General features: G+C 76.2%; 25 protein-coding genes. 11 read left to right on the top strand and 14 right to left on the bottom strand.

The genetic code is table 11. The features are described 5' to 3' along the window. Genes ACFO3M_RS02530 through ACFO3M_RS02520 form a run of 3 tightly spaced genes read right to left on the bottom strand, consistent with a single transcriptional unit; the run spans position 1 to position 3,595 of the window. On the bottom strand, positions 1-1,302 hold the full coding sequence (locus ACFO3M_RS02530) for a hypothetical protein (protein ID WP_387985939.1): 1,302 nt from the start codon (positions 1,300-1,302) through the stop codon (positions 1-3). Continuing rightward, positions 1,299-1,712, bottom strand: coding sequence for a cupredoxin domain-containing protein (locus ACFO3M_RS02525; RefSeq protein WP_387985936.1), 414 nt, complete (start codon positions 1,710-1,712; stop codon positions 1,299-1,301). Before ACFO3M_RS02525 ends, ACFO3M_RS02530 begins: the two co-directional genes overlap by 4 nt. After that, on the bottom strand, positions 1,709-3,595 hold the full coding sequence (locus tag ACFO3M_RS02520) for a hypothetical protein (protein WP_387985933.1): 1,887 nt from the start codon (positions 3,593-3,595) through the stop codon (positions 1,709-1,711). The genes ACFO3M_RS02525 and ACFO3M_RS02520 overlap by 4 nt, the downstream gene beginning before the upstream one ends. A 72-nt stretch (positions 3,596-3,667) precedes the next feature. Here ACFO3M_RS02520 and ACFO3M_RS02515 point away from each other — a divergent pair, with 72 nt between their 5' ends. Continuing rightward, a complete protein-coding gene (locus ACFO3M_RS02515; protein WP_387985931.1) occupies positions 3,668-4,432 on the top strand; it encodes a MerR family transcriptional regulator in 765 nt (254 codons plus the stop codon). Between the two features lie 10 nt (positions 4,433-4,442). Here the strand turns inward: ACFO3M_RS02515 and ACFO3M_RS02510 are convergent, their stop codons facing one another. Then, on the bottom strand, positions 4,443-4,640 hold the full coding sequence (locus ACFO3M_RS02510) for a hypothetical protein (protein WP_387985928.1): 198 nt from the start codon (positions 4,638-4,640) through the stop codon (positions 4,443-4,445). Between the two features lie 77 nt (positions 4,641-4,717). Between ACFO3M_RS02510 and ACFO3M_RS02505 the strand changes: the two genes are divergently transcribed. The 5 genes from ACFO3M_RS02505 (at position 4,718) to ACFO3M_RS02485 (ending at position 8,985) form a co-directional block, all read left to right on the top strand. Further along, a complete protein-coding gene (locus tag ACFO3M_RS02505) occupies positions 4,718-5,608 on the top strand; it encodes an arginase family protein (RefSeq protein ID WP_387985925.1) in 891 nt (296 codons plus the stop codon). Positions 5,609-5,648: 40 nt separating this feature from the next. Continuing rightward, on the top strand, positions 5,649-6,425 hold the full coding sequence (gene budC / locus ACFO3M_RS02500) for a meso-2,3-butanediol dehydrogenase (RefSeq protein WP_387985923.1): 777 nt from the start codon (positions 5,649-5,651) through the stop codon (positions 6,423-6,425). Positions 6,426-6,437: 12 nt separating this feature from the next. Continuing rightward, the gene (locus tag ACFO3M_RS02495) at positions 6,438-6,965 is read left to right on the top strand and encodes a methyltransferase domain-containing protein (protein WP_387985920.1); all 528 of its coding nucleotides are present in this window, start codon (positions 6,438-6,440) and stop codon (positions 6,963-6,965) included. Positions 6,966-6,998: 33 nt separating this feature from the next. Continuing rightward, positions 6,999-8,174 (top strand): acyl-CoA dehydrogenase family protein, encoded by a 1,176-nt coding sequence (locus tag ACFO3M_RS02490; protein WP_387985917.1) that lies wholly within the window; start codon positions 6,999-7,001, stop codon positions 8,172-8,174. 115 nt (positions 8,175-8,289) lie between these two features. Beyond that, the gene (locus tag ACFO3M_RS02485; RefSeq protein WP_387985915.1) at positions 8,290-8,985 is read left to right on the top strand and encodes a response regulator; all 696 of its coding nucleotides are present in this window, start codon (positions 8,290-8,292) and stop codon (positions 8,983-8,985) included. Here the strand turns inward: ACFO3M_RS02485 and ACFO3M_RS02480 are convergent. From ACFO3M_RS02480 to ACFO3M_RS02460, 5 genes are all read right to left on the bottom strand, one after another. Continuing rightward, the gene (locus ACFO3M_RS02480; RefSeq protein WP_387985912.1) at positions 8,967-9,188 is read right to left on the bottom strand and encodes a hypothetical protein; all 222 of its coding nucleotides are present in this window, start codon (positions 9,186-9,188) and stop codon (positions 8,967-8,969) included. The two genes, ACFO3M_RS02485 and ACFO3M_RS02480, sit on opposite strands and share 19 nt — an antisense overlap. Positions 9,189-9,260: 72 nt before the next feature. Beyond that, the gene (locus ACFO3M_RS02475) at positions 9,261-10,439 is read right to left on the bottom strand and encodes a sensor histidine kinase (RefSeq protein WP_387985910.1); all 1,179 of its coding nucleotides are present in this window, start codon (positions 10,437-10,439) and stop codon (positions 9,261-9,263) included. 188 nt (positions 10,440-10,627) lie between these two features. Further along, positions 10,628-11,356, bottom strand: a complete 729-nt coding sequence (locus ACFO3M_RS02470) for a DUF3618 domain-containing protein (protein WP_387985907.1) — start codon at positions 11,354-11,356, stop codon at positions 10,628-10,630. A 51-nt stretch (positions 11,357-11,407) separates the two neighbouring features. After that, entirely contained in the window at positions 11,408-11,995 is a 588-nt protein-coding gene (locus ACFO3M_RS02465; RefSeq protein WP_387985905.1) for a phage holin family protein, read from the bottom strand. A 2-nt stretch (positions 11,996-11,997) separates the two neighbouring features. Beyond that, positions 11,998-12,852, bottom strand: a complete 855-nt coding sequence (locus tag ACFO3M_RS02460; RefSeq protein WP_387985903.1) for an ATP synthase subunit B family protein — start codon at positions 12,850-12,852, stop codon at positions 11,998-12,000. 301 nt (positions 12,853-13,153) lie between these two features. On the opposite strand from ACFO3M_RS02460, the gene ACFO3M_RS02455 reads away from it, so the two are divergent. Further along, positions 13,154-13,996, top strand: coding sequence for a siderophore-interacting protein (locus ACFO3M_RS02455; protein WP_387985900.1), 843 nt, complete (start codon positions 13,154-13,156; stop codon positions 13,994-13,996). Between the two features lie 6 nt (positions 13,997-14,002). On the opposite strand, the gene ACFO3M_RS02450 is transcribed toward ACFO3M_RS02455, so the two are convergent. The 3 genes from ACFO3M_RS02450 to ACFO3M_RS02440 form a co-directional block, all read right to left on the bottom strand. Then, positions 14,003-14,797: an enoyl-CoA hydratase/isomerase family protein gene (locus ACFO3M_RS02450; protein ID WP_387985898.1), complete on the bottom strand. Its 795-nt coding sequence runs from the start codon at positions 14,795-14,797 to the stop codon at positions 14,003-14,005. 4 nt (positions 14,798-14,801) lie between these two features. After that, positions 14,802-15,725 carry a KPN_02809 family neutral zinc metallopeptidase gene (gene ypfJ, locus ACFO3M_RS02445; protein ID WP_387985895.1) on the bottom strand — a complete coding sequence of 308 codons (924 nt, stop codon included), beginning with the start codon at positions 15,723-15,725 and terminating at the stop codon, positions 14,802-14,804. Between the two features lie 96 nt (positions 15,726-15,821). Continuing rightward, on the bottom strand, positions 15,822-16,667 hold the full coding sequence (locus ACFO3M_RS02440; protein WP_387985892.1) for a formate/nitrite transporter family protein: 846 nt from the start codon (positions 16,665-16,667) through the stop codon (positions 15,822-15,824). Between the two features lie 126 nt (positions 16,668-16,793). On the opposite strand from ACFO3M_RS02440, the gene ACFO3M_RS02435 reads away from it, so the two are divergent. Together ACFO3M_RS02435 and ACFO3M_RS02430 are read left to right on the top strand one after the other, a co-directional pair. Further along, the gene (locus ACFO3M_RS02435) at positions 16,794-17,174 is read left to right on the top strand and encodes a hypothetical protein (RefSeq protein WP_387985890.1); all 381 of its coding nucleotides are present in this window, start codon (positions 16,794-16,796) and stop codon (positions 17,172-17,174) included. Then, positions 17,175-18,398, top strand: coding sequence for a glutathionylspermidine synthase family protein (locus tag ACFO3M_RS02430; protein ID WP_387985888.1), 1,224 nt, complete (start codon positions 17,175-17,177; stop codon positions 18,396-18,398). Here ACFO3M_RS02430 and ACFO3M_RS02425 read toward each other — a convergent pair. Then, entirely contained in the window at positions 18,349-18,939 is a 591-nt protein-coding gene (locus ACFO3M_RS02425) for a dihydrofolate reductase family protein (RefSeq protein ID WP_387985886.1), read from the bottom strand. The genes ACFO3M_RS02430 and ACFO3M_RS02425 overlap by 50 nt on opposite strands. A 50-nt stretch (positions 18,940-18,989) precedes the next feature. Between ACFO3M_RS02425 and ACFO3M_RS02420 the strand changes: the two genes are divergently transcribed. Beyond that, positions 18,990-19,436, top strand: a complete 447-nt coding sequence (locus ACFO3M_RS02420; protein ID WP_387985884.1) for a nitroreductase family deazaflavin-dependent oxidoreductase — start codon at positions 18,990-18,992, stop codon at positions 19,434-19,436. A 79-nt stretch (positions 19,437-19,515) separates the two neighbouring features. Continuing rightward, the gene (locus tag ACFO3M_RS02415; protein WP_387985881.1) at positions 19,516-20,487 is read left to right on the top strand and encodes an ABC transporter substrate-binding protein; all 972 of its coding nucleotides are present in this window, start codon (positions 19,516-19,518) and stop codon (positions 20,485-20,487) included. Here the strand turns inward: ACFO3M_RS02415 and ACFO3M_RS02410 are convergent. Further along, on the bottom strand, positions 20,484-21,349 hold an 866-nt coding region (locus ACFO3M_RS02410; RefSeq protein ID WP_387985878.1), incomplete at its 5' end, for an FUSC family protein. The two genes, ACFO3M_RS02415 and ACFO3M_RS02410, sit on opposite strands and share 4 nt — an antisense overlap.

The raw sequence follows: 21,349 nt of genomic DNA, 5'->3' as shown, positions 1-21,349 counted from the left end.
TCAGAAGCCGAACAGCAGGCCCAGGCCCGCGACGGTGAACAGCACCATCACCAGCACCAGCGGCAGCTGGTCCGACGCCGGGGCCCGCGGCGCCACGCGCAGCGCCTTCTCGTGGGCCAGCAGCACGCCGACGACGTGGCCCAGCACCACCGCGCCGACCTGCACCCAGGCGATGACGTCGGGGCTCACCGCGCGCAGGTCCACCACGTCGGCCGCCGTGCCGAACAGGTCGGCGCCGGTTCCGAACGGGTCGCTGGCGAGGATCCACGTCGTCTGCCCGTCGAGGGCGAGCAGCGAGAAGTAGTGCGCCACGGTGTAGCCGACCGCGATCGGCACCACCGACGCCGCGTACAGCCGGGGCTGCGGGCCCAGCGGGAGGCGGCCGAGGCGGCCCGAGAGCCGGGTGCCCAGCAGGTACAGGACCGCGACCAGCGCGGTGCACGCGACCAGTCCGACGGTGCCCGAGGCGGTGTCGCCGGCCGCCCCCGGGCCGGTCTGCCACCACGCGGTGCGGGAGAGCCCGTCGAAGCCGGTGGAGCCGAGCAGCACCACCACGACGGCGGCCAGTCCCGGGGAGTCCGGGCCGGCCATCGCGTTGGTCAGCGGCGAGCGGACGACGACCACGCCGTCGTCGCGCCGGCCGACGACCGACAGCCGGCCGAGGACGGCCGAGTACACCTCGAAGCCGTCGCCGCGGGCGAACCACCCCTCGCCGAACCAGGCCGCCGCGGCCAGGTGCACGACCGCGTGGGCGGCGAGGAAGACCGCGACCGCGACCGGCTCCGACCGGCCCGGGTACACCAGCTCCAGCCAGACGAAGGCCAGCAGCGAGCCGGCCGCCGGCCACAGCCCCAGCGCCGGCAGCCGGTCGGCGCCGCGCGGCGGTCCCGTGAGCACCCGCAGGCCGCGGGCGAGCAGCCGCAGCGGGTTGAGCACCCGCCACACCGGCCCGAGCAGCAGGCTCACCGGCACCAGCCCCACCCAGAAGGTCACGTAGAGGACCCAGGGCGCGAGGTTGTCCGCCGTGTCGTCGGGGCCGGCCAGCGCCACCGCCAGGACGAGCACGGCGACGGCGAGCGCGACCGCCTGCAGGCCCCGGCGCAGCGGAGCGCTGTCCGCGGCGCGCTGCACCCAGGCCGGCAGCGGGTGCCCGGAGGCGGCGTCGCCGAGCCTCGGCCGGCGCCAGAACAGCAGTAGGACGGTGAAGCTGACCAGGATCGCCGCGCCCGCGCCGTAGAGCGCCAGGCCGAGGGGGAGCGGCAGGTCGGTGCGCGACCCGACGCCGTGCGCGAGGACGGTCACCCGACCTGCAGCGACAGCAGCACCGTGCCCGTCCCGTGCAGCTCCACCTCGAACACCCCGGGGATGTCCGCGGTGAACCGCACCGTCGCGGGCGTGCCCGGGGCGAGCGCGGCCTCCAGGTCGTAGCCGTGCACGTGCACCTCGTCGGCGGCGTCACCGGTCACGGTGAGGGTCACCTGCTCCCCGAGGGGGACGGGGACGCGGCCGGTGTCGCCGGTGGCCCGCCCGCCGGCGACCTGCACCGCGAGCGCGCGGCCGGCCGGGGTGGGTGCGGCCGAGGACGGGGCCGGGGGCGGGGCCGAGGACGGAGCCGCCGTCGCCGACGGCGCGCCCGCGTCGGACGGTGCGGTCCCGGCACAGCCGCTCAGGGCCACGACCGCGAGAGCGGCCAGGGCCAGGCGGCGGGTCACCGGCCGGCCCCGCTCGGCGCCGGGGCCGTGCTGCCCACCGGCCGGTCGGGGGACCGCTCGCCGGCGCTGCCGCGGCGCGAGCAGCGGGCCACGCCCCAGGAGATGGCCGCGACGATCGCGATCGTGCAGGCCAGGACCACGAGGTTGGCCACGGTCCACAGCCCGCCGCCGGCGTCCTTCAGCTCCCGCTGCAGCAGGTCGACCTCCGGGACCGCCGCGCGGGTGACCCCGTCGGTGGCGGCGATCTCGCCGGCCGGGATGGCCGGGTCCTCGGGCAGGTAGACCGGCACCGCGGTGAGCACGCGGCCGTCGTGGATGCGCAGCATCGTCTTCCAGTCGTCGTGCACCGGCACCGGCTCGGTGGTCCGGTACTCACCCGGCCCGGTGCGCTCGAGGTCGGTGACGACCAGCCCCTGGCCCTGCCACGCGGTGATCTGCACCCACGCCGGGTCGTCGAGGGCGTCGGCGGGGTCCAGCCGCACGGTGACGTGCGCCGTCCGCGGGTCGGTGGTGACGTCCTCGATCGCGAGGGTGGCCTCGAGGTCGCCGGGCACGGTCGCGACCAGCCCGTTGGCCACGCCGCCGGCGAGGGCCAGCAGGCCCAGGACGAGCACGCCGCGCGCCACGGCGGGGCGCGGCAGCCGGCGGCGCAGGCCGAGCGCGAGCAGCGCGCCGATCAGCCCGCCCGCGACGCCCCCGACGACGGCCATGAGGGTGCCCTCGACCAGGACGTCGCCGTTCCACTCGAGCACCTGGGTGACCCGGGTCCACAGGCCCTCGACCGCCGTGCCGACGGTCCCGACCAGCACGCCGGCGACGGCGCCGAAGGCCAGCGGGCGGCGGGCGAGCGGCCAGGCCAGCGCGAGCAGTTCCACCAGCAGCGCGGAGCCGAGGTAGAGCGGGAACTGCGGCGTGATCTCGCCGAGGACCGGGCCGACGACGACGGCGATCGTGCCGCGGACGACGAGGAAGAACCCGGCGGCGGCCAGCGCCCCGCCCCGGCCCATCCAGAGCCGGGCGGCGACCAGCGCGGCCCCCGCGGCGCCGGCGATCATGAACGGCTCGAGCACCAGGCGGAACTGCGGGACGTCGAAGTCGAACTCGCCCTGGAACACCGACAGGCCCAGCAGCAGGCCGCCCATGGCCGAGGCCCGGCGGAGGAACCGGGCGCGGTCGCCCCCCTCGCGGCCGCCGTGCACCCGGCCACCGTGCACCCGGCCACCGTGCACCCGGTCGCCGTGCACCCGGTCGCTGTGGCCCTCCGTCTCCAGCACCAGCAGCCCGACGATCGACAGGCCGGCGCCGCCGATGAGCATGAGGTGGGTGGGGCCCCACAGCGTGACGTCCTGGCCGAACAGGCGGTGCCAGACGTCGTCGAGGGGGAAGCCGAGCAGGGCGTAGAAGCCCGCGGCGGTGAGCAGCACGCCGCCGACCGGGACGTCCCAGCCGCGGACGAACCGGACGGCGGCCGGGCCGGGGCGCTCGTCCAGCGGCATGGAGCAGGCCAGCACGCCACCGGCGAAGACCCCGAACAGGCCGAACAGGATGAGGTAGTGCGCGGGGTTGGCCAGCGGGCCCTCGTCGCGGCCGACGCCGACGTGCAGCGCGATGTCCCACATCATCCCGAGCAGCGCGACCAGCAGCGACGCCGTCGTCAGCACGGTCGGGAGGGCGACCCAGCCGGGGACGTGGGTGGCCCGGCCGAGGGCGCTCCCGGCGCGGGCGAGCACCGTCGTCCGGCGGGTGCGGTGGGCCCACACCAGGCCGAGCAGGACGGCGGTGAGGGCGAACCCGATGGCGGAGGCGAGCACGACCTCGCCGACGGCGGCACCGCCGGCGGGACGGTCCTCCACGGCGAGCAGCACTGGTCCCAGGGACGTCACGCCGCTATAGAACACTGATCGACGTCACATGGCAAAGTGGCACATCACCTACACCGTTACGATCGGGTCCTGATGGAGGCTGAGGAGCGGGCTGCCGAGCACGACGGCGAGCGGGAGATGACGGTCGACGAGCTCGCCGCGCGGGTGGGCATCACCGTGCGCAACGTGCGGGCGTACGCGGCCCGCGGGCTGCTGCCCCCGCCCCGGCTGGTGGGGCGCACCGGCTACTACGGCCCCGAGCACGTCGCCCGGCTGCTGCTGGTGCGCGAGATGCTCGCCGAGGGCTACTCCCTCGCCGTCATCGAGCGGACGCTGGCCACCGCCCCCGCCGTCGGCGGCTCGGCCACCCTCGCGCTGCACCGCGCGCTGCTCGCGCCCTGGCTGCCGCCGGAGCCGGAGGAGACCACCGCCGAGGAGCTCGCCGCCCGGGCGGGCGTGCCGGTGGACCCGGCCACCGTCGACGAGATGGTCCGGCTCGGCCTGGTCGAGCGGCTCGACGACGGCCGGCTGCGGGTCACCGACCCGCCGCTGCTGACCGCGGGCCTGCAGGTCGTCCGGCTCGGCGTGCCGCCGTCGGCGCTCATCGCCGCCCAGGCCCGGGTCATCGAGCTGGTGCGGGAGATCGCGGCCACCTACGTCGGCATGTACGTCGAGACCGGGTGGCGCGCGCTGTTCGCGGAGGGCTCGCCGCCGGACCAGCTCGACCGGGTGCGGGCCGTGGTGGACCGGCTGCAGCCGGCCGCCGCGCAGGCGCTGCTGGCGAGCTTCCGCACCGAGATGGCCGCCGCGGTCGGCGCCGCGGTCGAGGCCGAGCTCGGCGCGCTCGCCGAGGAGTGAGCCGGGTCGCCTACCCGTCGCGGCCGGCCGACGGCTCGTCGATGGGCTCGTGGGAGCCGTCGAGCCCGTCGCGCTCGCGGGCGGCCAGCCGCCGGTCGCGCACCACCACGGCGACGACGACCGCGACCAGGACCGCCGCCGGCACGGAGAACCCGGCGGTGGCGATCAGGCTCAGCCCGTCGGTCGCCAGGACGCTCGTGCCGGACACGTCCTCCATGTGACACCGATCGGTGTCACGGTGTCAAACCGGCGCACCCTGTCGGCACCCGGCGGTAGGACACCGCCATGAGCCCGCGCCGCCCGCTCGACCTGCTGGCCGCCCCCTCCAGCGCCGCGGCGCACTGGCCCGGGCAGGAGCGCGCCTGGGCGGCCCTCACCGCGGCGGGCCTGGCCGGAGAGCTCGGACGGGCCCGGGAGGTCGCCGTCCGGGAGCTGTTCCCGCCGGTCCGGTGGGCCGCCGGCCCGGCCCCGGCGGGGCGGGTGCGCGACGCCGCCCGCGTCGTCGCCGGCCTGGCCGCGGTGCGGGACGCGGTCGCCACGACGCTGGACGCCGGCCGGACGCCGGTCGTGGTCGGCGGCGAGTGCACGACGACGGTGGGGCTGGTCGCCGGTGCCCGCGCCACCGGCCGGTCCCCGGGGCTGGTGTACCTCGACGGCGGAGTCGACCTGCGCACGCCGGCCGACAACCCGACCGGCGTCGCGGACTCGATGGCGCTGGCCCACGTGCTGGCGCTGCCCGGGTGCGATCCCGACCTGCTCGCGGTCGGCCCGGTCCGGCCGCTGCTGGCGGTGGACGACGTCGTGGCGGTGGGCGCCCGGGACGCCGAGCCGGACGCGACGACGGCGCGCCGGATCGGCCTCGCCGCCGTCCCGGCCGACGAGGTGGCGGCCGACCCCGACGGCGCCGCCGCGGGGGCCGCCGCGGCGGTGGACGGGCCCGACGGCTTCCTCGTGCACCTCGACGTCGACGTCGTCGAGTTCCTCGACCTGCCGCTGGCCAACGTGCCGGACCACGGGCGGGGGCTGCCGCTCGAGGTCGTCGCCGCGGTGCTGCGCCGGCTGTGCGCCGAGGACGGCTTCCGCGGCCTGTGCCTCACGGAGGTCAACCCCGACCACGCGCCGGACCCGGGGGAGGTCGCCCGGCTGGTGGCGGTCCTCACCGCCGCGCTGGCCTGAGCCACGGTTCCGCGCGGGCGCCGCGGGGGAGGAGCAGGGCATGAGCGGTTCTGCGACCTTCGACTTCACCGGCTCCGTCGTCCTCGTCACCGGCGGCGGGACCGGCATCGGCCTGGCGATCACCCGGGCCTTCCTCGACGCCGGCGCCACCGTCGCGATCACCGGCCGCCGGCGGGACCGGCTCGAGTCCGCCCTCGAGGGCGTGCCCGCCGAGCGCGGCGCGGCGCTGCCAGCGGACGTCTCCGACCCGGCCCAGGTGCGGCGGCTGGTCGCCGACGTCGTCGACCGGTTCGGCCGGCTCGACGTCGTGGTCAGCAACGCGGCCGGCTACGAGAGCGGGGAGGTCACCGACCTCGCCGACGAGGCGTGGGAGCAGATGCGCGCCACCAACGTCGACGCGTTCTTCCACCTCGCCAAGGCCGCGCTGCCGCGGCTGGCGGAGTCCGGCGGCAACCTGGTCGCCGTCTCCTCGGTGTCGGGGCTGCGCGGCGACTGGGGGCAGGCCGGCTACAACGCCACCAAGGCGGCGCTGACCAACTTCGTGCGGTCGCTGGCGCTCGACTGGGGCCCGCGCGGCGTGCGGCTCAACGCCGTCGCCCCCGCGTTCACGTTCACCGAGCTCAACGCCGACGCCCCCCGCGACGACGAGTCGCTCGCGCCCTTCCGCAACCGCATCGCCCTGGGACGGCCCGGGGAGCCGGAGGACATCGCGCCGTCGGTGCTGTTCCTCGCCTCCGAGGGTGCGCGGTACGTCACCGGCGCGGTGCTGGCCGTCGACGGCGGCACCAGCGCCTCCACCGGCCAGGCCCACGTCTGAGAGGGCGCACGGGTGACCGCCCGCGCCGCCTCCGACCGGCTGGCGTTCGTCGCCGGCGTCGTCGCGGCGGCGCCGGGGGAGCGGGTGCTCGAGGTCGGCTGCGGCGCCGGCGTGCTGGTCACGGAGCTCGCGGCCGCGGTCGGCGACGGGCGGGTGGTCGCGGTGGACCGGTCGGCGCGGATGGCCGCCGCGGCCGCCCGCCGCAACCGGGAGGCGGTCGACGCCGGCCGGGTGCGGGTCCTCGCCGCGCCGCTGCTCGACGCCGACCTGGCCGGCGAGCGCTTCGACGCCGTCGTCGCCGTCGACGTCCGGGCGTTCTGGACGCCCCCGGCGCCGGAGTGGGACGTCGTCGCGCGGGTGCTCGACCCCGGCGGCCGCGTGGTCCTCGGGTTCTCGGTCATGCGCTTGGACGACCGGGACCGGGTGCGGGCGGCCGTGGCGCGGGTGGCGGGGGAGCGCGGGTTCGCGGTGACCGCGGCCGCGGAGGCGGCCACCGCGCCGTTCCCGACCGCCGCGGTCGAGGTGCGCCGTCCCGGGTAGGGGAGGGGCCACCCACCGACGGAGGACCCTGCGATGACCGACGAGCTGCCCGGCGACCTCTACGGCTACGAGACGCTGCTGGACGACGACGAGCGCAAGGAGCTGGCGGGCATCCGGCGCTTCCTGGCCGAGGAGGTCCGGCCCCGGGTCAACGACGCCTGGGCCGCGGCGGAGTTCCCGATGGACCTGGTGCCGCGCTTCGCCGAGGAGGGCATGGTCGGGCGCAGCTACGACCTGGAGCACCGGCCGCGCGCCTCCCGGCTGTTCACCGGGTTCATCGCGCTGGAGGCCGCGCGGGTCGACCCGTCGATGGCCACGTTCCTCGGCGTGCACAACGGCCTGTCGATGGGCTCGATCGTGCTGCTGGGCTCCGACGAGCAGCGCGCCCGGTGGGTGCCGGACATGGTCGCGCTGGACAAGGTCGGCGCGTTCGCGCTCACCGAGCCGCACGGCGGCTCCGACGTCGCCCGCGGCCTGGAGACCACCGCCCGCCGCGACGGCGACGAGTGGGTCATCGACGGCGCCAAGCGGTGGATCGGCAACGGCACCATCGCCGACGTCGTCGTGGTGTTCGCCCGCGACGTCGCCGACGACGCGGTCAAGACCTTCGTCGTCGAGAAGGGCACGCCCGGGTTCACGCCCACGAAGATGGAGGGCAAGTACGCCCTGCGCACCGTGCAGAACGCCGACATCGTCTTCGACGGCTGCCGCGTGCCGGCGGGGAACAAGCTCGAGCACGGCAACTCCTTCACGGACGTCAACCGGGTGCTCAAGCTGACCCGCGGCGGCGTCGCGTGGTCCGCGGTCGGCTGCCAGATGGGCGCCTTCGAGGCGGCGGTCGCCTACGCGAAGGAGCGCGAGCAGTTCGGCCGCCCGATCGGCGGCTTCCAGCTGATCCAGGACCTGCTCGCCCGGATGGCCGGCAACGTGACCGCGAGCCTCGGCATGGCGGTGCGGGTGTCGCAGCTGCAGGAGGAGGGCGTCTTCCGGGACGAGCAGGCCGCGCTGGCCAAGGCGTTCGTCACCGGCCGCGCCCGCGAGACGGTGGCGCTGGCCCGCGAGCTGTTCGGCGGCAACGGGATCCTGCTGGAGAACGACGTCGTGCGGTACTTCGCCGACGCCGAGGCCCTCTACTCCTACGAGGGCACGCGGGAGATCAACAGCCTGATCGTCGGGCGGGCGCTGACCGGGATGAGCGCCTTCGTCTGAGGAGGGCCCCTCGCGAGGGGGAGGCCGCCCCGCGCCCGGCTGCACGCCGCGGCGCGGGGCGCCGATGCCCTCCAGCAGACGGGCGGGACCGCCGCCCGCGGGCCGGGGAGGTGCGGTGGGCGCGCAGTCGGTGCTCGTCGTGGAGGACACCGAGGAGATCCGCGAGCTGGTGGCCACGGTGCTGGAGCGGGCCGGGCTCGACGTCCGCGCCGTCGGCTCGGGCGCGGAGTGCCTGGCCGAGGTGCGCCGGTCGGCGCCCGACCTCGTCGTCCTCGACCTCGGGCTGCCCGACGGCGACGGCACCGAGGTGTGCCGGCAGCTGCGCGCCGAGAGCGGCTGCTACGTCCTCATGCTCACCGCCCGCGCCGAGGAGGTCGACCTGCTCGTCGGCCTCGCCGTCGGCGCCGACGGGTACATGGCCAAGCCGTTCTCCCCGCGGGAGCTGGTCGCGCGGGTGCAGGCGATGCTGCGCCGCCCGCGCACGGTCGTCGCCGTGCCGGAGCCCGACGACGCCGTCGTCCGGCTGGCCGACCTCGAGGTCGACGAGGACACCCGCGAGGTGCGCGTCGACGGCGTCGTGGTCGACCTGACCCGCACCGAGTTCGACCTGCTCGCCGCGCTCGCGTCGCGGCCGGGCCGGGTGCTGCAGCGCGAGACGCTGCTGCGCGAGGTGTGGCGCACCGACTGGGCCGGCAGCCTGCGCCTGGTGGAGGCGCACATGTCCAACCTGCGCCGCAAGCTGACCGCCGCGGGGCTGCGGGCGGCGCAGATCCGCACCGTCCGCGGGGTGGGCTACCGGTTGGTGGCCTGACCCCGCCGGGGCTCGGGGACCCGGCTGCCGGCGCAGCAGGTGGCCCGGGCGCGCAGCCGCCGCACCAGGACCGGGTCGGCCGCGGGGGACTGCGGGGCGGCGGGCGCCGCGGCGGAGCCGGCGAGGAAGGCCAGCAGCCGGGCCGGCAGCTCGCCGCCCGGGCCCGGGGTCGTCCGCACCGTGTCACCGTCCTGCGTGCTCACGACGGGGAGCCTGCCACCGGCCGCGCAGCCGGTCCGCGGGACCCCCGCGCGATCCGCGCGCGACCGGTGTGCTCAGCGCGGCAGCACCAGGGTCGCGGTGGTGCCGCGGCCCTCGGTGCCGGCGAGCTCCAGCCGCCCGCCGTGCGCCGCCGCGATGGCGTGCGTGATCGACAGGCCGAGCCCCACGCCCGGCACGCCGGCCCGCACGGCGGTGGTGGCGCGGGTGAAGCGGGTGCCCAGGCCCGCCCGCTCCGCGCCGGGGATGCCGACGCCCGTGTCGCGGACCTCGATGCGCACCTCGCCGTCGTCGGCGGTGCCGAGGCCCAGCTCGACGCGCCCGCCGCGGGGCGTGAACTTCACGGCGTTGGACAGCAGGTTGTCGACCGCCTGGCCCAGCCGCAGCGCGTCGCCGGGCACGACCGGCCCCGCCGAGGGCGCGGTCACCGCCAGCGCCACCCCGGCGGCGTCCGCGGTGACCCGTGCCGACTCCCCGGCGGCGCGCACGAGCGCGGCCAGGTCGACCTCGCCCGGCGTCAGCGCGAACCGGCCGGCCTCCACCTGCGCGGTGAACAGCAGGTCGCCGACGAGCCGCTCGAGGCGGGAGGCGTTGCGCTGGACGGTGGTCAGGTACCGGCGGTGGCCGGCGCCCAGCGCCGGGTCGTCGAGCACCAGCTCCAGGTAGCCGAGCACCGACGACAGCGGGGTGCGCAGCTCGTGGCTGACCAGGGCGACGAACTGGTCCTTGAGCCGCTCGGCCGCGCGCGCCTCGGTCGTGTCGGTGCCGACGAAGGTCCAGCCGGCGGGGCCGCCGTCGTCGTCGGCGCGGGGGGTGACCGCCACCGAGACGGTGCGCCGGGTGCCGTCGGCGGCCACGTACGTCCAGTCCCGGACGTCGCTGCCGCGCGCGGAGGCGACGGACACCAGCGCGTCCAGGCCGCGGCCGGCCAGCTCGGCGGGGTCGTGGAAGTCGGTGATCCGGCGACGGCGGACGACGTCGGCGCGGGGGAGCCCGAGCAGCCGCTCGGCGCCGGGGTTCCACACGCGGACGACGCCGTCGCGGTCGGTGCCGACGACGGACTGCTCGGTGATCGCGTCGACGACGCTGGTCATCGTGGCGGCGCGGGCGCGCAGCACGCGGGCGGCGACGGCGAGGTCCTCGCCGCGGGCGTCGACCAGCGCGGTGAGCGTGGCCCGCTCGGCCTGCAGCGCGGCGACCTGCGCGCGCAGCTCCGCGACCTCGGCGTCCGTCACACCGGCAGCGTCGGCCGCGGCCGGGCGCGGCTGCAGCGGGGGCCGGACCGGGTCACCCGGCGAGGGGAGACGCGGCAGCGCCCCGCCCGGACGGACCCGGCGGGGCGCTGCGCTGGTGAGGTGCGGGAACGGCCCCTCTGCGGGGTCCCGCCGCGAGCGTGCGAGCGGTGGGGCAGAGGGGTCCTTCCTCAGCTGCTGCTGGAGGCCTGGCTCTGCACGGACTCGCGGGACTGCTGGGCCTGGCCCTGCACGTCCTGCGCGGCCGACTGGCCCTCCTGCTTGACGGTCTGCGCCGCGTCCTGCGCGGTCGACCGGACCTCCTCGACGGCCTGCTGGGCGGCCGGCTTGAGCTGCTCGCCGACCTCCTGCGCCGCCTGCTTGGCCGGGGCGAGCAGCTCGTCCTTGTGCTCGCGGACCGCGCTCTCGGCCTGCTCGGCCAGCTGCCGCTCCTTCTCGGTGGCGGGCAGCAGGCTGGACACCAGCCAGCCGACGCCGAAGGCGATCAGCCCGGCCGCGAGGGGGTTGCCCTGCGTCTGGCGGATCACCGCGTCGGGGGCCTGCTGGACGGCGTGCGCCGCCTGGGAGGCGGCGTCCTGCACGGTGCCGGCCGCGGAGGACGCCGCGCCCTGCACGGTGCCGGCGGCGTTGGACGCCGCGCCCTGCACCGAGCCCACGGCGTGCTGCGCCATGCCGCGGGCGTCCTGAGCGGTGCCGCGCGCCGAGGACCGGGTGTCGTGGGCCGAGCCCATGACCTTGTCCTTGACGTTGGCGAAGCGGCCCTTCGCCGAGGCCATGCGCCGGTCGATGACGCGGGCGGGGTTGACCTTCTCGTTGAGGGCGTCGACGTCGTAGCTCAGCTCGCGACGCGTCTCCTCGATCTGCCGCCGGATGACGTCCGGGTCACTGCTGCTGGTCATGTCTGCTCCAGGGGGTGTGGTGGCCTGACCGGTCGGGTCGCGGGCCGAGGGTCAGTGGGGCTTGAGGGCGCCGGGGACCTGCTGGAGGGTGTCCACGGTCCGTTCGGGCTTCGGGTTCACCTGCCGGAACTTCTTGCGTCCCATGGCGTAGGCGACGGCCCCGATGACGCCCCAGATGACCGCCACGATCAGTGCGGCCAGGCCGGCGTCCATCACGTTCTCCAGCGCCCACCACAGGGCGAAGGAGAGGAACAGCACCGTCATGTAGCCGGCGAAGCCCGCGGCGCCGAACATGCCCGCGCCCTGGCCGGCCTTCTTGGCCTCGACCTTGAGCTCGGCCTTGGCCAGCTCGAGCTCCTGGCGCATGAGCACCGAGAGGTCCGTGGTGACCTCGCTGATGAGCTCGCCGACGGAGGTGCCGCCGACGTCGGGGCGGCCGGCCTCGGTCATCGGGGTGCCGCGCTCACCGGCGTGCGCCCCGTAGGACTGGGTCGGGTACTCCTGCTGGCCCGCGTAGTCCTGCTGGCCGGCGTAGCCCTGCTCGTAGCCGGGGGTCACGGCGTAGTTCGCCTGCGGCGGCTCCGGGGGGTAGCCCTCCTGGCCGCCCACCGGCGTGGCGCCGGAGTAGGGGGAGCTCATGGTCAGACCCCCTGGCCCGGGCGGCGGGTCGGGTCGTCCCACCCGGCGGGCGCCGACGGGGGCACCACGCTGCCGGCCGGCGGGACCGTGCCGTACGGCGGGGGCGGCACCGGGGTGCCGGGGGTGGCGGCGTGCTCGCCGTAGGAGCCCGTCGTCGTCTCGTAGCCGCCGGTCGTCCCGTAGCCGGTGGTCGACTCGTAGCCCGAGTAGGTCGGGGCCGGGTCGACGTAGGTGCCGGTGGTGGAGGACGACGGCGTCGAGGCGAACTGCTGCGAGCCGGACGAGGAGCCGTTGCTGTGCGCGGCCTTGACGCCGCTGGTCAGCCGCCCGGCGAGGACGCCGGCGACGGCGGCGCCGAGCAGGAAGGTGCCGGGCCGACGGCGGGCGAAGGAGCGGACCTCCTCGAGCAGGTCGGCCGGCTCGCGGTTCTGCAGCATGTCCGCGAACTCCTGGACCTTGCCGGCGCCCTGCTGGATCAGGTCGCGGGCGGGGCCGGGGGCCGGGGCGTTGCCGTCGACCATGCCGCGCAGCTGCTCGGCCAGGCTCGACAGGCTCTGGCCGGCCTTCTGCTGCTGCGACACGACCTGCTGGCGGGCCTGGGTGCGGCCCTGCTCGACCAGGCTCTGCGCCTGCTGCTTGGTCTCGGCGACGACGTTCCTGGCCTGGTCCGCGGCGGTCGAGGCGACCTGCGAGCCGGCCTCCTTCGCGGTCTGGCCGACGTTGCGGGCCTCGTCCTTGGCGACGTCGGTGGTCGACGGCGAGCCCGAGCTGGTGGTCGAGGTCGTACTCGTCTCCCCGTAGCCGGTGGCGCCCGAGGAGGGCGGCGGCGGGAGGGGGGCGTCGATGGAGTGGGTCATCGTTCCTCCTGAGTGGATCTCGGTCGAGGCTGGCGCTACCCAGAAATGGATCACTCACACACGTCCCGGCGACGGCCGTCGCCGGGACGGATGCGGGTGGAGCAGGGCCGGCGATGCGTGGCGCCGGCCCGGTGAGCCGTGGGGAAGACGCGGTCGGGGAGCCGGCCGGCCCGGGCGTCCGTGCCCGGCGGCGTCGCCGTTCCCGCAGGCCACGGGCTACCCGGACGCACGGGTCCGAAACGGCGGCCGGGCTCTCGGGCGGCGCAGGTAAGGTGAGCCTTCCCTGATCCGAGGAGAGCTCATGGCCGACCAGTCCCCGCGCCGCAGGCGGACGCCCCGCACCGGCACCGTCGTGCGCACCAGCCGCGTGACGCCGCACGTCGTCCGCGTCGTCCTCGGCGGGGAGGGGCTGTCCGGCTTCGCGCCCGAGCACACCGACTCCTACGTCAAGCTGCTCTTCCCGCCGGCCGGTGCGCCCTACGCCGCCCCGTTCGACCTCGACGACGTGCAGGCCCGCCTGCCGCGCGAGCAGTGGCCCGCCACGCGCACCTACACGGTCCGCTCCTGGGACGCCGCGGCCGGGGAGCTGACCGTCGACTTCGTCGTCCACGGCGACCAGGGCGTGGCCGGCCCCTGGGCCCTGGCCGCCCGGCCCGGCGACACGCTGCAGCTGTTCGGCCCCGGCGGCGCCTACAGCCCGGCCGCCGACGCCGCCTGGCACCTCATGGCCGGTGACGAGACCGCGCTGCCGGCGATCGCCGCCGCGCTGGAGGCCCTGCCCGCCGGGGCGCGGGCGGAGGTCTTCGTCGAGGTGGCCGGGCCCGAGGAGGAGCAGGACCTCGCCACCGGCCCGGGTGTGCGGGTGACCTGGGTGCACCGCGGCGCGGCCCCCGGGGTGGCGCTGGTCGCGGCCGTCGTCGCGGCGGACCTCCCCGACGGCGACGTGCACGTGTTCGTGCACGGCGAGGCCGGCGCCGTCCGCGAGCTGCGCCGGTTCGTGCGCACCGGGCTCGGCGCCCCGCGCGAGCGGCTGTCGGTCTCCGGCTACTGGCGGGTCGGGAGCACCGAGGACCGCTGGCAGGCGGAGAAGCGCGAGTGGAACGCCGCCGTCGAGGCGGAGGAGCAGGGGCTCGGCGTCGCCTAGCGCCCCTCAGGGCGTCCAGGGGAAGCGCGGGGTGCGCCGCTCGGTGAAGGCGGCCACGCCCTCGGCGAGCTCGCCGGCGGCGATGGTCTCCCGGTACCAGCGGCGGGCCACCTCCTCGCCGTCGCCGCCCGCGGCCAGCGCGGCGGTGACCTCCTTGGCCGCGTGCTGGGTCAGCGCCGAGCGGCCGGCCAGCACCCCGGCGAACCGGCGCACCTCGCCGGCCAGGTCGCCGGCCGGCAGCAGCCGGTCGACCAGGCCGGTGCGCAGCGCGGTCTCGGCGTCGACCAGCTCCCCGGAGTACAGGAGGTAGCGGGTCGTCGCCGGGCCCACGAGCTGCATCAGCTGGCGGGTCGACGTCGGCGTGTACACGATGCCGACCTTGGCCGGGGTGACCCCGAAGACGCCGGTCGGGTCGGTGAACCGCAGGTCGCAGCAGGTGGCCAGCTCGACGCCGCCGCCGATGCAGTGGCCGCGGATCATCGCGATCGTCGGCCGCGGGAAGTCCCGCAGCGCCGCCTGCGCGGCGAGGTTGTCGCGGCGCAGGTGCGCCATGGGGTCGTCGGTGTCGGGCCCGCCGAGCAGGTCGGAGATGTCGGCGCCGGCGCAGAAGGTGGTCCCGGCGCCGGTGAGCACGAGCACCCGCACGGAGGGGTCCTCGGCCAGCCCGGCCAGCACGCGGGGGAGCGCTGCCCACATGCCGGCGGTGAGCGCGTTGCGCTTGTCCGCGCGGTCGATGGTCAGCACGGCGACGGCGCCGTCGCGGCCGACGCGCAGGTGGTCGGCGGGGTCGTTCGAGGTCACGCGCTCAGCCCAGGTCGTCCGTCGAGAAGGTGTCGCACTGCCGCGGGTCGCCGGTCTCGTACCCGGTCAGGAACCAGCGCCGGCGCTGCTCGGAGGAGCCGTGGGTGAAGGTGTCCTGGTCCACGGTGCCACCGCCGAGGTTCTCCTGGATGAAGTCGTCGCCGATGCGGCCGGCGGTGTCCAGTGCCCGGTCGACGTCGTCCTGGGTGATCTCGGCGATCAGGGGTGCGCCGGACTCGTCGGGGACCGTCTCGGCGTGGTTGGCCCACACGCCGGCGTAGCAGTCGGCCTGCAGCTCCAGCCGCACGGTGCCGCTGGCCGGGCCGGTCTCGCCCGGGGTCACCTGCCGGTTGGCGCCGAGCAGGTTCTGCACGTGGTGGCCGTACTCGTGGGCGAGCACGTAGGCGTTGGGGAAGGCCCCGCCCTCGGCGCCGAACTGGCTGCGCAGCGTGTCGAAGAAGGTCAGGTCGATGTAGACCAGCTGGTCGGCCGGGCAGTAGAACGGCCCGGAGCCGCTGGTGGCGCCGCCGCACTGCGTCTGCACCTGACCGGAGAAGAACACGGTGTCGGTGGGGACGTAGTCCGCGCCGAGCGCCTGCGACCAGTAGTCCTGGATCGAGTCGACGTCGGCGACGACGGCGCACTCGACGGAGGTGTTGGCGTCGCCGCTGTCGTCGCAGGACTGCTCGAGGGCGCTGTTGTCGGCCGTCTCGCCCTCGCCCAGGCCGCCGGACAGCGCGCCCAGCCCGGCCCCGGCGGTGCCCCCGCCGCCGCCGAGGACCTGGAACAGCACGACGACCAGGAGCCCGACGAGGCCGATCCCGCCGCCGCCGACCGCGAGCCCCCGGCCCCCGCCCAGGCCCCCGCCGCGCCCGCGCCGGTCCTGGATCGACGACGTGTCGAGGTCGCCGCCCTCCCTGTACCTCATCCGCTGCTGTCCTCCCGGTGCCTGGCCGTCGTCCGACCGTGCCACCGGCCCCCGCGCTCCGCGACCGGAGCGTCGGCCGCGGAGGGGAGGGGTGGGTCAGGCGCGCTCGGCGGGCTCCGCGCCGGTGCGCGGGGCGGCGTCGCGGTCCTCGCGCAGGAACAGGTACCAGTACGACGTCCCGACGAAGACGACCGCGCCGACGAGGTTGCCCGCACCGGCCAGCAGCCAGTTGGTCAGGGTGTCGCCCCAGTTCGCGCCCTCGACGCCGGCGAACACCGCCGCCGGCAGGAAGAACATGTTGGCGACGACGTGGTCGAACCCCATCGCGACGAACGCCATGACCGGGAAGAACACCGCCAGGATCTTGCCCGCGACGCTCGAGGACGCCAGCGACATCCACACCGCCAGGCAGACCAGCCAGTTGCACCCGACGCCCCGCAGGAAGGTCTCCCACGCGGTGTGGTGGGTCTTGCCGTCGGCGATCTCCGCGAGCCGGGTGAAGGTCAGCTGCGCGCTGCCGGTGCTGTCCGGGTCGCCGATCACGCCGGTGGAGACGGCGAGGAAGTAGGCGACGAACAGGGCGCCGAGCAGGTTGCCGAACAGCACCAGCGTCAGGTTCCGGAGGACCTCGCCGGCGGTGATCTTGCCGTTCATCGCGCCCAGCGGGACCAGCATCATGTTGCCGGTCGCGAGGTCGGAGCCCGCGATGAGCACCAGCACCAGGCCGAGGGTGAAGGCCGCGCCCATGAACAGCGTCGGCAGCGTGCCCCACGTCTCGGCGGACAGGCCCGAGGAGACGGTGATCGCCACGAGCGCGCCGAAGGAGATGTAGGCGCCGGCGAGGAAGGCGCTCACCAGCACCCGGTCCCAGCTGCGGTGCACCTTCTTGGCGCCGGTCGCGCTGGCGACCCTGGCGACCTCGGCGGGTTCCTTCGCGGTCATCGCGCCTCCCGGGACGGCGGGCTCGTCCCGGGACGCTAGTGGAACAGCTCCGTCCGCGCCGCCCGGGGACGCCGACGCCGCAGGTCGGGCCTAGGGTCGGGCCGACGATCTCACGGGGAGGAGCCCATGGCGTTCGGCAACCGGGTGCGCAGCGCCCTGACCACCACGGTGCTGGCCACCGCCGCCACCGGCTTCCTCGCCGGCTGCGGGTCCGACGACGAGCAGGAGCAGGTCGCCTACTGCACCAACGAGGACGGCGAGATCGTCGACGACGACTACTGCGACGACGACTACCGCGGGGGCGGCGGCCTGTTCTTCCTCTACCTGGGCGCCTTCCGCCCCGGCCTGCCGGTCGGCACGGTGCTGCCCGCCGGCGGCACCCGCGTCAACCCCACCGACACCGCGGCCCGCCAGCGCTACGGGCTGCCCGCCACCGGCAAGGTGTCCGCCGGCCAGCGGGTGACCGGCGGCATCGGCTCGGGCGTCGGCGGCGGGTCGGGCTCCTGAGTGCGGCGCGTCGAGGGCGGCGTCGTCCGGCCCGGCTGGGAGGCCGAGGTCGAGGCGCAGGGGCTGGTCTACAACCGGACGACGACGCCGGGCGGTGAGGTCCGCAGCTACTGGCGCGAGGGCCCGTTCTACGACTTCACCGCCGCGGAGGTCGAGCGGCTCGAGAGCGCCGTCGCGCAGCTGTTCGAGATGTGCGTCGCCGCCGGCGACCACGTCATCGAGCACGACCTGTTCGACCGGATGGGCATCCCGCTGATCGCCCGGTCCGGCATCCGCGCCTCGTGGGAGGCCGAGCCGCCGAGCGTGTACGGCCGCTTCGACCTGCGCTACGACGGCGAGGGCCCGCCGAAGCTGCTGGAGTTCAACGCCGACACCCCGACCGGCCTGGTCGAGGCGGCGGTGACCCAGTGGAACTGGCACCTGTTCACCGGGCAGGGCCGCGACCAGTGGAACGCGCTGCACGAGAGGCTGGTCGCCGCCTGGCAGCGCAACCTCACCCGCTGGGAGCGGCGCACCGGGGTGCGGCCGCGGGTGCACCTGGCGTGGACCAGCGCGGAGACCTCCGGCGAGGACCGGATGACCGTCGCGTACCTCATGGACACCGTCGTCCAGGCCGGCTACGAGGCGGTCGAGGTCCTGGTCGAGGACATCGCGCTGGACTCCGGCGACGGCCGCTTCTACGACCCCGCCGGCCGCCACCTCGACGTCGTCTTCAAGCTCTACCCCTGGGAGTGGCTGGTCGACGACGAGTTCGGCGCGGCCGTCCTCGCCGACGCCGCCCGGCCGGGCGGTACCACGTGGGTCGAGCCGGTCTACAAGATGCTGTGGAGCACCAAGGCGCTGCTGCCGGTGCTGTGGCAGCTGTTCGGCAGCGACCCGGTGCTCGGGCAGTACCTGCTGCCGGCCTACTTCGCCGACGAGATGCCCTCGTCGTGGCGGGACTACGTGCGCAAGCCGCTGTGGGGCCGCGAGGGCGCCAACGTGCAGGTCGTCCGCGGCGGGCAGGTGGTCACCGCGATGCCCGGCCGGTACGGCACCGAGGGGTTCGTCGTCCAGGAGTTCGCGCCGCTGCCGGACTTCGCCGGCGTCGACGGGCCGCACCACCCGGTGCTCGGCGCCTGGGTGGTCGACGGGGAGCCCGCGGGCCTGGGCATCCGCGAGAGCGACGGGCTGATCACCGACAACCTGAGCTTCTTCGTCCCGCACACCGTGGACGCCCGCTGACCGTCACGCCGGCCGGTGGGTGAGCAGCGTGACCCCGCCGGCGAAGGTGCGGGCGCCGGTCGCGGCCGAGGACGCGGGGGTGGACGAACAGCCGGTACTCGTCGGGCAGCCCGGCGCCGATCAGCGCGTGGCACAGCGTGATGCTGCCGGTCACCCCGACCTCGCCGTCCCGGCCGGCCACCAGCCGGCGGACCTCCTCGACCGGGTCCCCGGACAGCACCGTGGTGTTCGCCCGGCCCGGGTCGGTGAGGGTGCGCGAGACGACGGCCTTCTCCACCGCGTCGAGGTGGGCGGTGATGCCGGTGGTGTCGCCGGCCTGGTGCGGCCGGTACGACCGCATGTCCTCGAACGTGCGCCGGCCGAGCAGGAGCACCGACTCGCCGGCCATGTGCTCCCGGACGACGTCGAGCTGGTCGGAGGCGTCGACACCGTCGTCCTGCGGCGCGAACCAGTCGTCGACGGCCGCCACCACACCGTCGACGGTGACGTTCTGCGTGACCACCAGCCGTGCCGTCCCGGTCTCCTCCCGTCGGGTCTCCACGAGGGACGACCGGCCGGGCGGCCCGGACTCGTCGGACCTACGGTCGGGACATGCCGCTGGAGGGTGAGTACGAGCCGAGCACGCAGCAGTGGGTCCGCGACCAGGTCGAGCGCTACGAGGCGACCGGCGGGCGCGAGGCCAACACGCTGCGCGACACCGGCCTGCCGGTCGTCGTCTTCTCGACCCGCGGGGCGACGACCGGGAAGGTCCGCAAGCAGCCGCTCATGCGGGTGGAGAAGGACGGCGTCTACGCGATGGTCGGCTCCCAGGGCGGGGCGCCGAAGGACCCGGCCTGGGTGGCCAACCTGCGCAAGCACCCCGACCAGGTGACCGTGCAGGACGGCCCGGAGCCCTGGGACGGCGTCGCCCGCGAGATCACCGGCGAGGAGAGGGCCGAGTGGTGGGAGCGCGCGGTGGCCGCCTACCCGCCCTACGCCGACTACCAGCGGAAGACCGACCGCCAGATCCCCGTCTTCCTGGTCGAGCGGAAGGGCTGACCCGCCCGCTCGACTGAGGGAAGGCTGCCCTAAGTTCACTCCCGGCGCCGGGTGGTCCGGCGCCGGGAGGAGGGCGACGGTGCTCTTGGTGAGGACGGGCCGGCGGATCGCCGGGACGACGGCGGGCGGGCTGCTGGCGGCGGCGCTGCTGACCGGGTGCGGGGACACCGACCCCGTGGCCGAGGCGGCGCCCGCGGAGGAGACGCGCACGGTCGAGCACGCGATGGGGGAGACCGAGGTCGCCGGCACCCCGGAGCGGGTCGTCGTCCTCGACACCGGTGAGCTCGACGCCGCCCTCGCCCTCGGCGTGACCCCGGTGGGCGCGGTCCGCACCGACGTCAGCGACGAGCTGCCCGGGTTCGTGGCGGAGGCCGGCGTCGACCCCGCCGACATCGCCGCCGTCGGCACGATCGCCGAGCCCGACCTGGAGGCGATCGCGGCGCTGCAGCCGGACCTCATCCTGTCCAACTCCGTGCGGCACGCCGACGTCTACGGGCAGCTGGCGCAGATCGCCCCCACGGTGTTCGCCGAGGCCATCGGGGAGAGCTGGCAGGAGAACCTGCTGCTCGCCGGCGAGGCGCTCGGCCGCCAGGAGCGGGCGCAGGACCTGCTCGACGAGTTCGCGGCGCGGGCCGAGGAGGTCGGCGACCTCTACGGCGACCCGGCGCAGACCGAGGTCAGCGTCGCCCGCTTCCTCGACGGCACGGTCATCCGCCTCTACGGCGAGGGCTCGTTCATCGGGTCGGTGCTGGCCGACGTCGGCTTCGCCCGGCCGGAGCTGCAGCGGACGGCGGAGACCTTCGTCGAGGTCTCGCCCGAGCAGGTGACCCAGGCCGACGGCGACCTGCTCTTCCACGGCGCCTACGGGGCCGACGGCGCGACGGCGGCCGACCAGGTCACCGCCGGGCCGCTGTGGCAGTCGATCCCCGCGGTCGCCGAGGGGCGCGCGGTCGCGGTGGACGACGACCGCTGGTTCCTCGGCCTCGGGCCGCTGGGCGCCGGGCTGGTGCTCGACGATCTCGAGGAGCTCGCGCCCCGGCTGGCCGGCTAGGACGCGGCGAGCCGGCGGCCGAGGTCGGCGGCCACGGCGTCGTCGCCGCGGGCGCGGGCGCCGAGCAGGCCCCAGCCCAGGTCGGCCACGACCCGCGCGGCGTGCACCCGGGCGGTGAGCGCCGGCGTGGGCAGCAGCTCGGCCCGGGCGGCGGCCGACACCTCGGCCAGGTGGTCGAGTGCGGCGTGCAGCCGCCGGTCGTCGCCCGCGGCCGCCGCGGCGGTCACCTCCCGCACCGCCGCGGGCAGCCGCCGGCTCGACGCGCGCGGCAGCAGCGACAGCCCGACCGCCAGCGCGACGGCGACGCCGACGCCGGTCTCGGCCAGCCGCTCGACCACCAGGTGCCCGGCGGTGGGCGTCGGGTTGCCCAGGTGCACCAGCAGCAGCGCCAGCGGGGTGATGCAGGAGACGGCGAGCACGTACTGCGCGGCGACGAGCAGCTCGACGGCCAGCTGCAGCACCCCGGCCAGCGCGATCGCGACGCCGACCGGCGGGTCCAGCGCGACCAGCACCCCCGCGACCAGCACGCCCAGGGCCGTGCCGACCGCGCGTTGCAGTCCCCGGGTGCGGGTGGCGCGGGCGTCGGTGCCCAGCTGCACCGCGACCGCCGTCGTCACCGCCCAGTAGGGGCTGGACAGCCCGAGCGCGACGGCGGCCAGCCCCGCGGCGGCCGACCCGACGCCGAGGCGCAGCGCGGTCGCCGCCGCGGGGGCGTGCCACCACCGCGGCGGTGCCGGGTCGAGGGGCGGGGCGGTCGCGGGCGGGGGCGCGGCGGGCATGCCGACGAGGAACAGCCGCTCGGCGTCGTCGCGGCCGTGGTGCAGCCGGCCGACGCCGCGGCCGCCGCCGCCGCGGACTGCGA

Origin of the sequence: Geodermatophilus arenarius (assembly GCF_042654585.1) — a bacterium.
GTDB lineage: Bacteria > Actinomycetota > Actinomycetes > Mycobacteriales > Geodermatophilaceae > Geodermatophilus > Geodermatophilus arenarius.
Note: the sequence above shows the minus strand (reverse complement) of the source record. Positions and strands in the feature narration are given on the sequence as shown.

Coding starts and splice junctions, on each gene's coding strand:
- ACFO3M_RS02515 (WP_387985931.1), top strand. CDS start 3,668: ATGGAGGCTGAGGAGCGGGCTGCCGAGCACGACGGCGAGCGGGAGATG.
- ACFO3M_RS02460 (WP_387985903.1), bottom strand. CDS start 12,852: ATGACCCACTCCATCGACGCCCCCCTCCCGCCGCCGCCCTCCTCGGGC.
- ACFO3M_RS02490 (WP_387985917.1), top strand. CDS start 6,999: ATGACCGACGAGCTGCCCGGCGACCTCTACGGCTACGAGACGCTGCTG.
- budC (WP_387985923.1), top strand. CDS start 5,649: ATGAGCGGTTCTGCGACCTTCGACTTCACCGGCTCCGTCGTCCTCGTC.
- ACFO3M_RS02470 (WP_387985907.1), bottom strand. CDS start 11,356: ATGACCAGCAGCAGTGACCCGGACGTCATCCGGCGGCAGATCGAGGAG.
- ACFO3M_RS02505 (WP_387985925.1), top strand. CDS start 4,718: ATGAGCCCGCGCCGCCCGCTCGACCTGCTGGCCGCCCCCTCCAGCGCC.
- ACFO3M_RS02420 (WP_387985884.1), top strand. CDS start 18,990: ATGCCGCTGGAGGGTGAGTACGAGCCGAGCACGCAGCAGTGGGTCCGC.
- ACFO3M_RS02440 (WP_387985892.1), bottom strand. CDS start 16,667: ATGACCGCGAAGGAACCCGCCGAGGTCGCCAGGGTCGCCAGCGCGACC.
- ACFO3M_RS02455 (WP_387985900.1), top strand. CDS start 13,154: ATGGCCGACCAGTCCCCGCGCCGCAGGCGGACGCCCCGCACCGGCACC.
- ACFO3M_RS02465 (WP_387985905.1), bottom strand. CDS start 11,995: ATGAGCTCCCCCTACTCCGGCGCCACGCCGGTGGGCGGCCAGGAGGGC.
- ypfJ (WP_387985895.1), bottom strand. CDS start 15,725: ATGAGGTACAGGGAGGGCGGCGACCTCGACACGTCGTCGATCCAGGAC.
- ACFO3M_RS02435 (WP_387985890.1), top strand. CDS start 16,794: ATGGCGTTCGGCAACCGGGTGCGCAGCGCCCTGACCACCACGGTGCTG.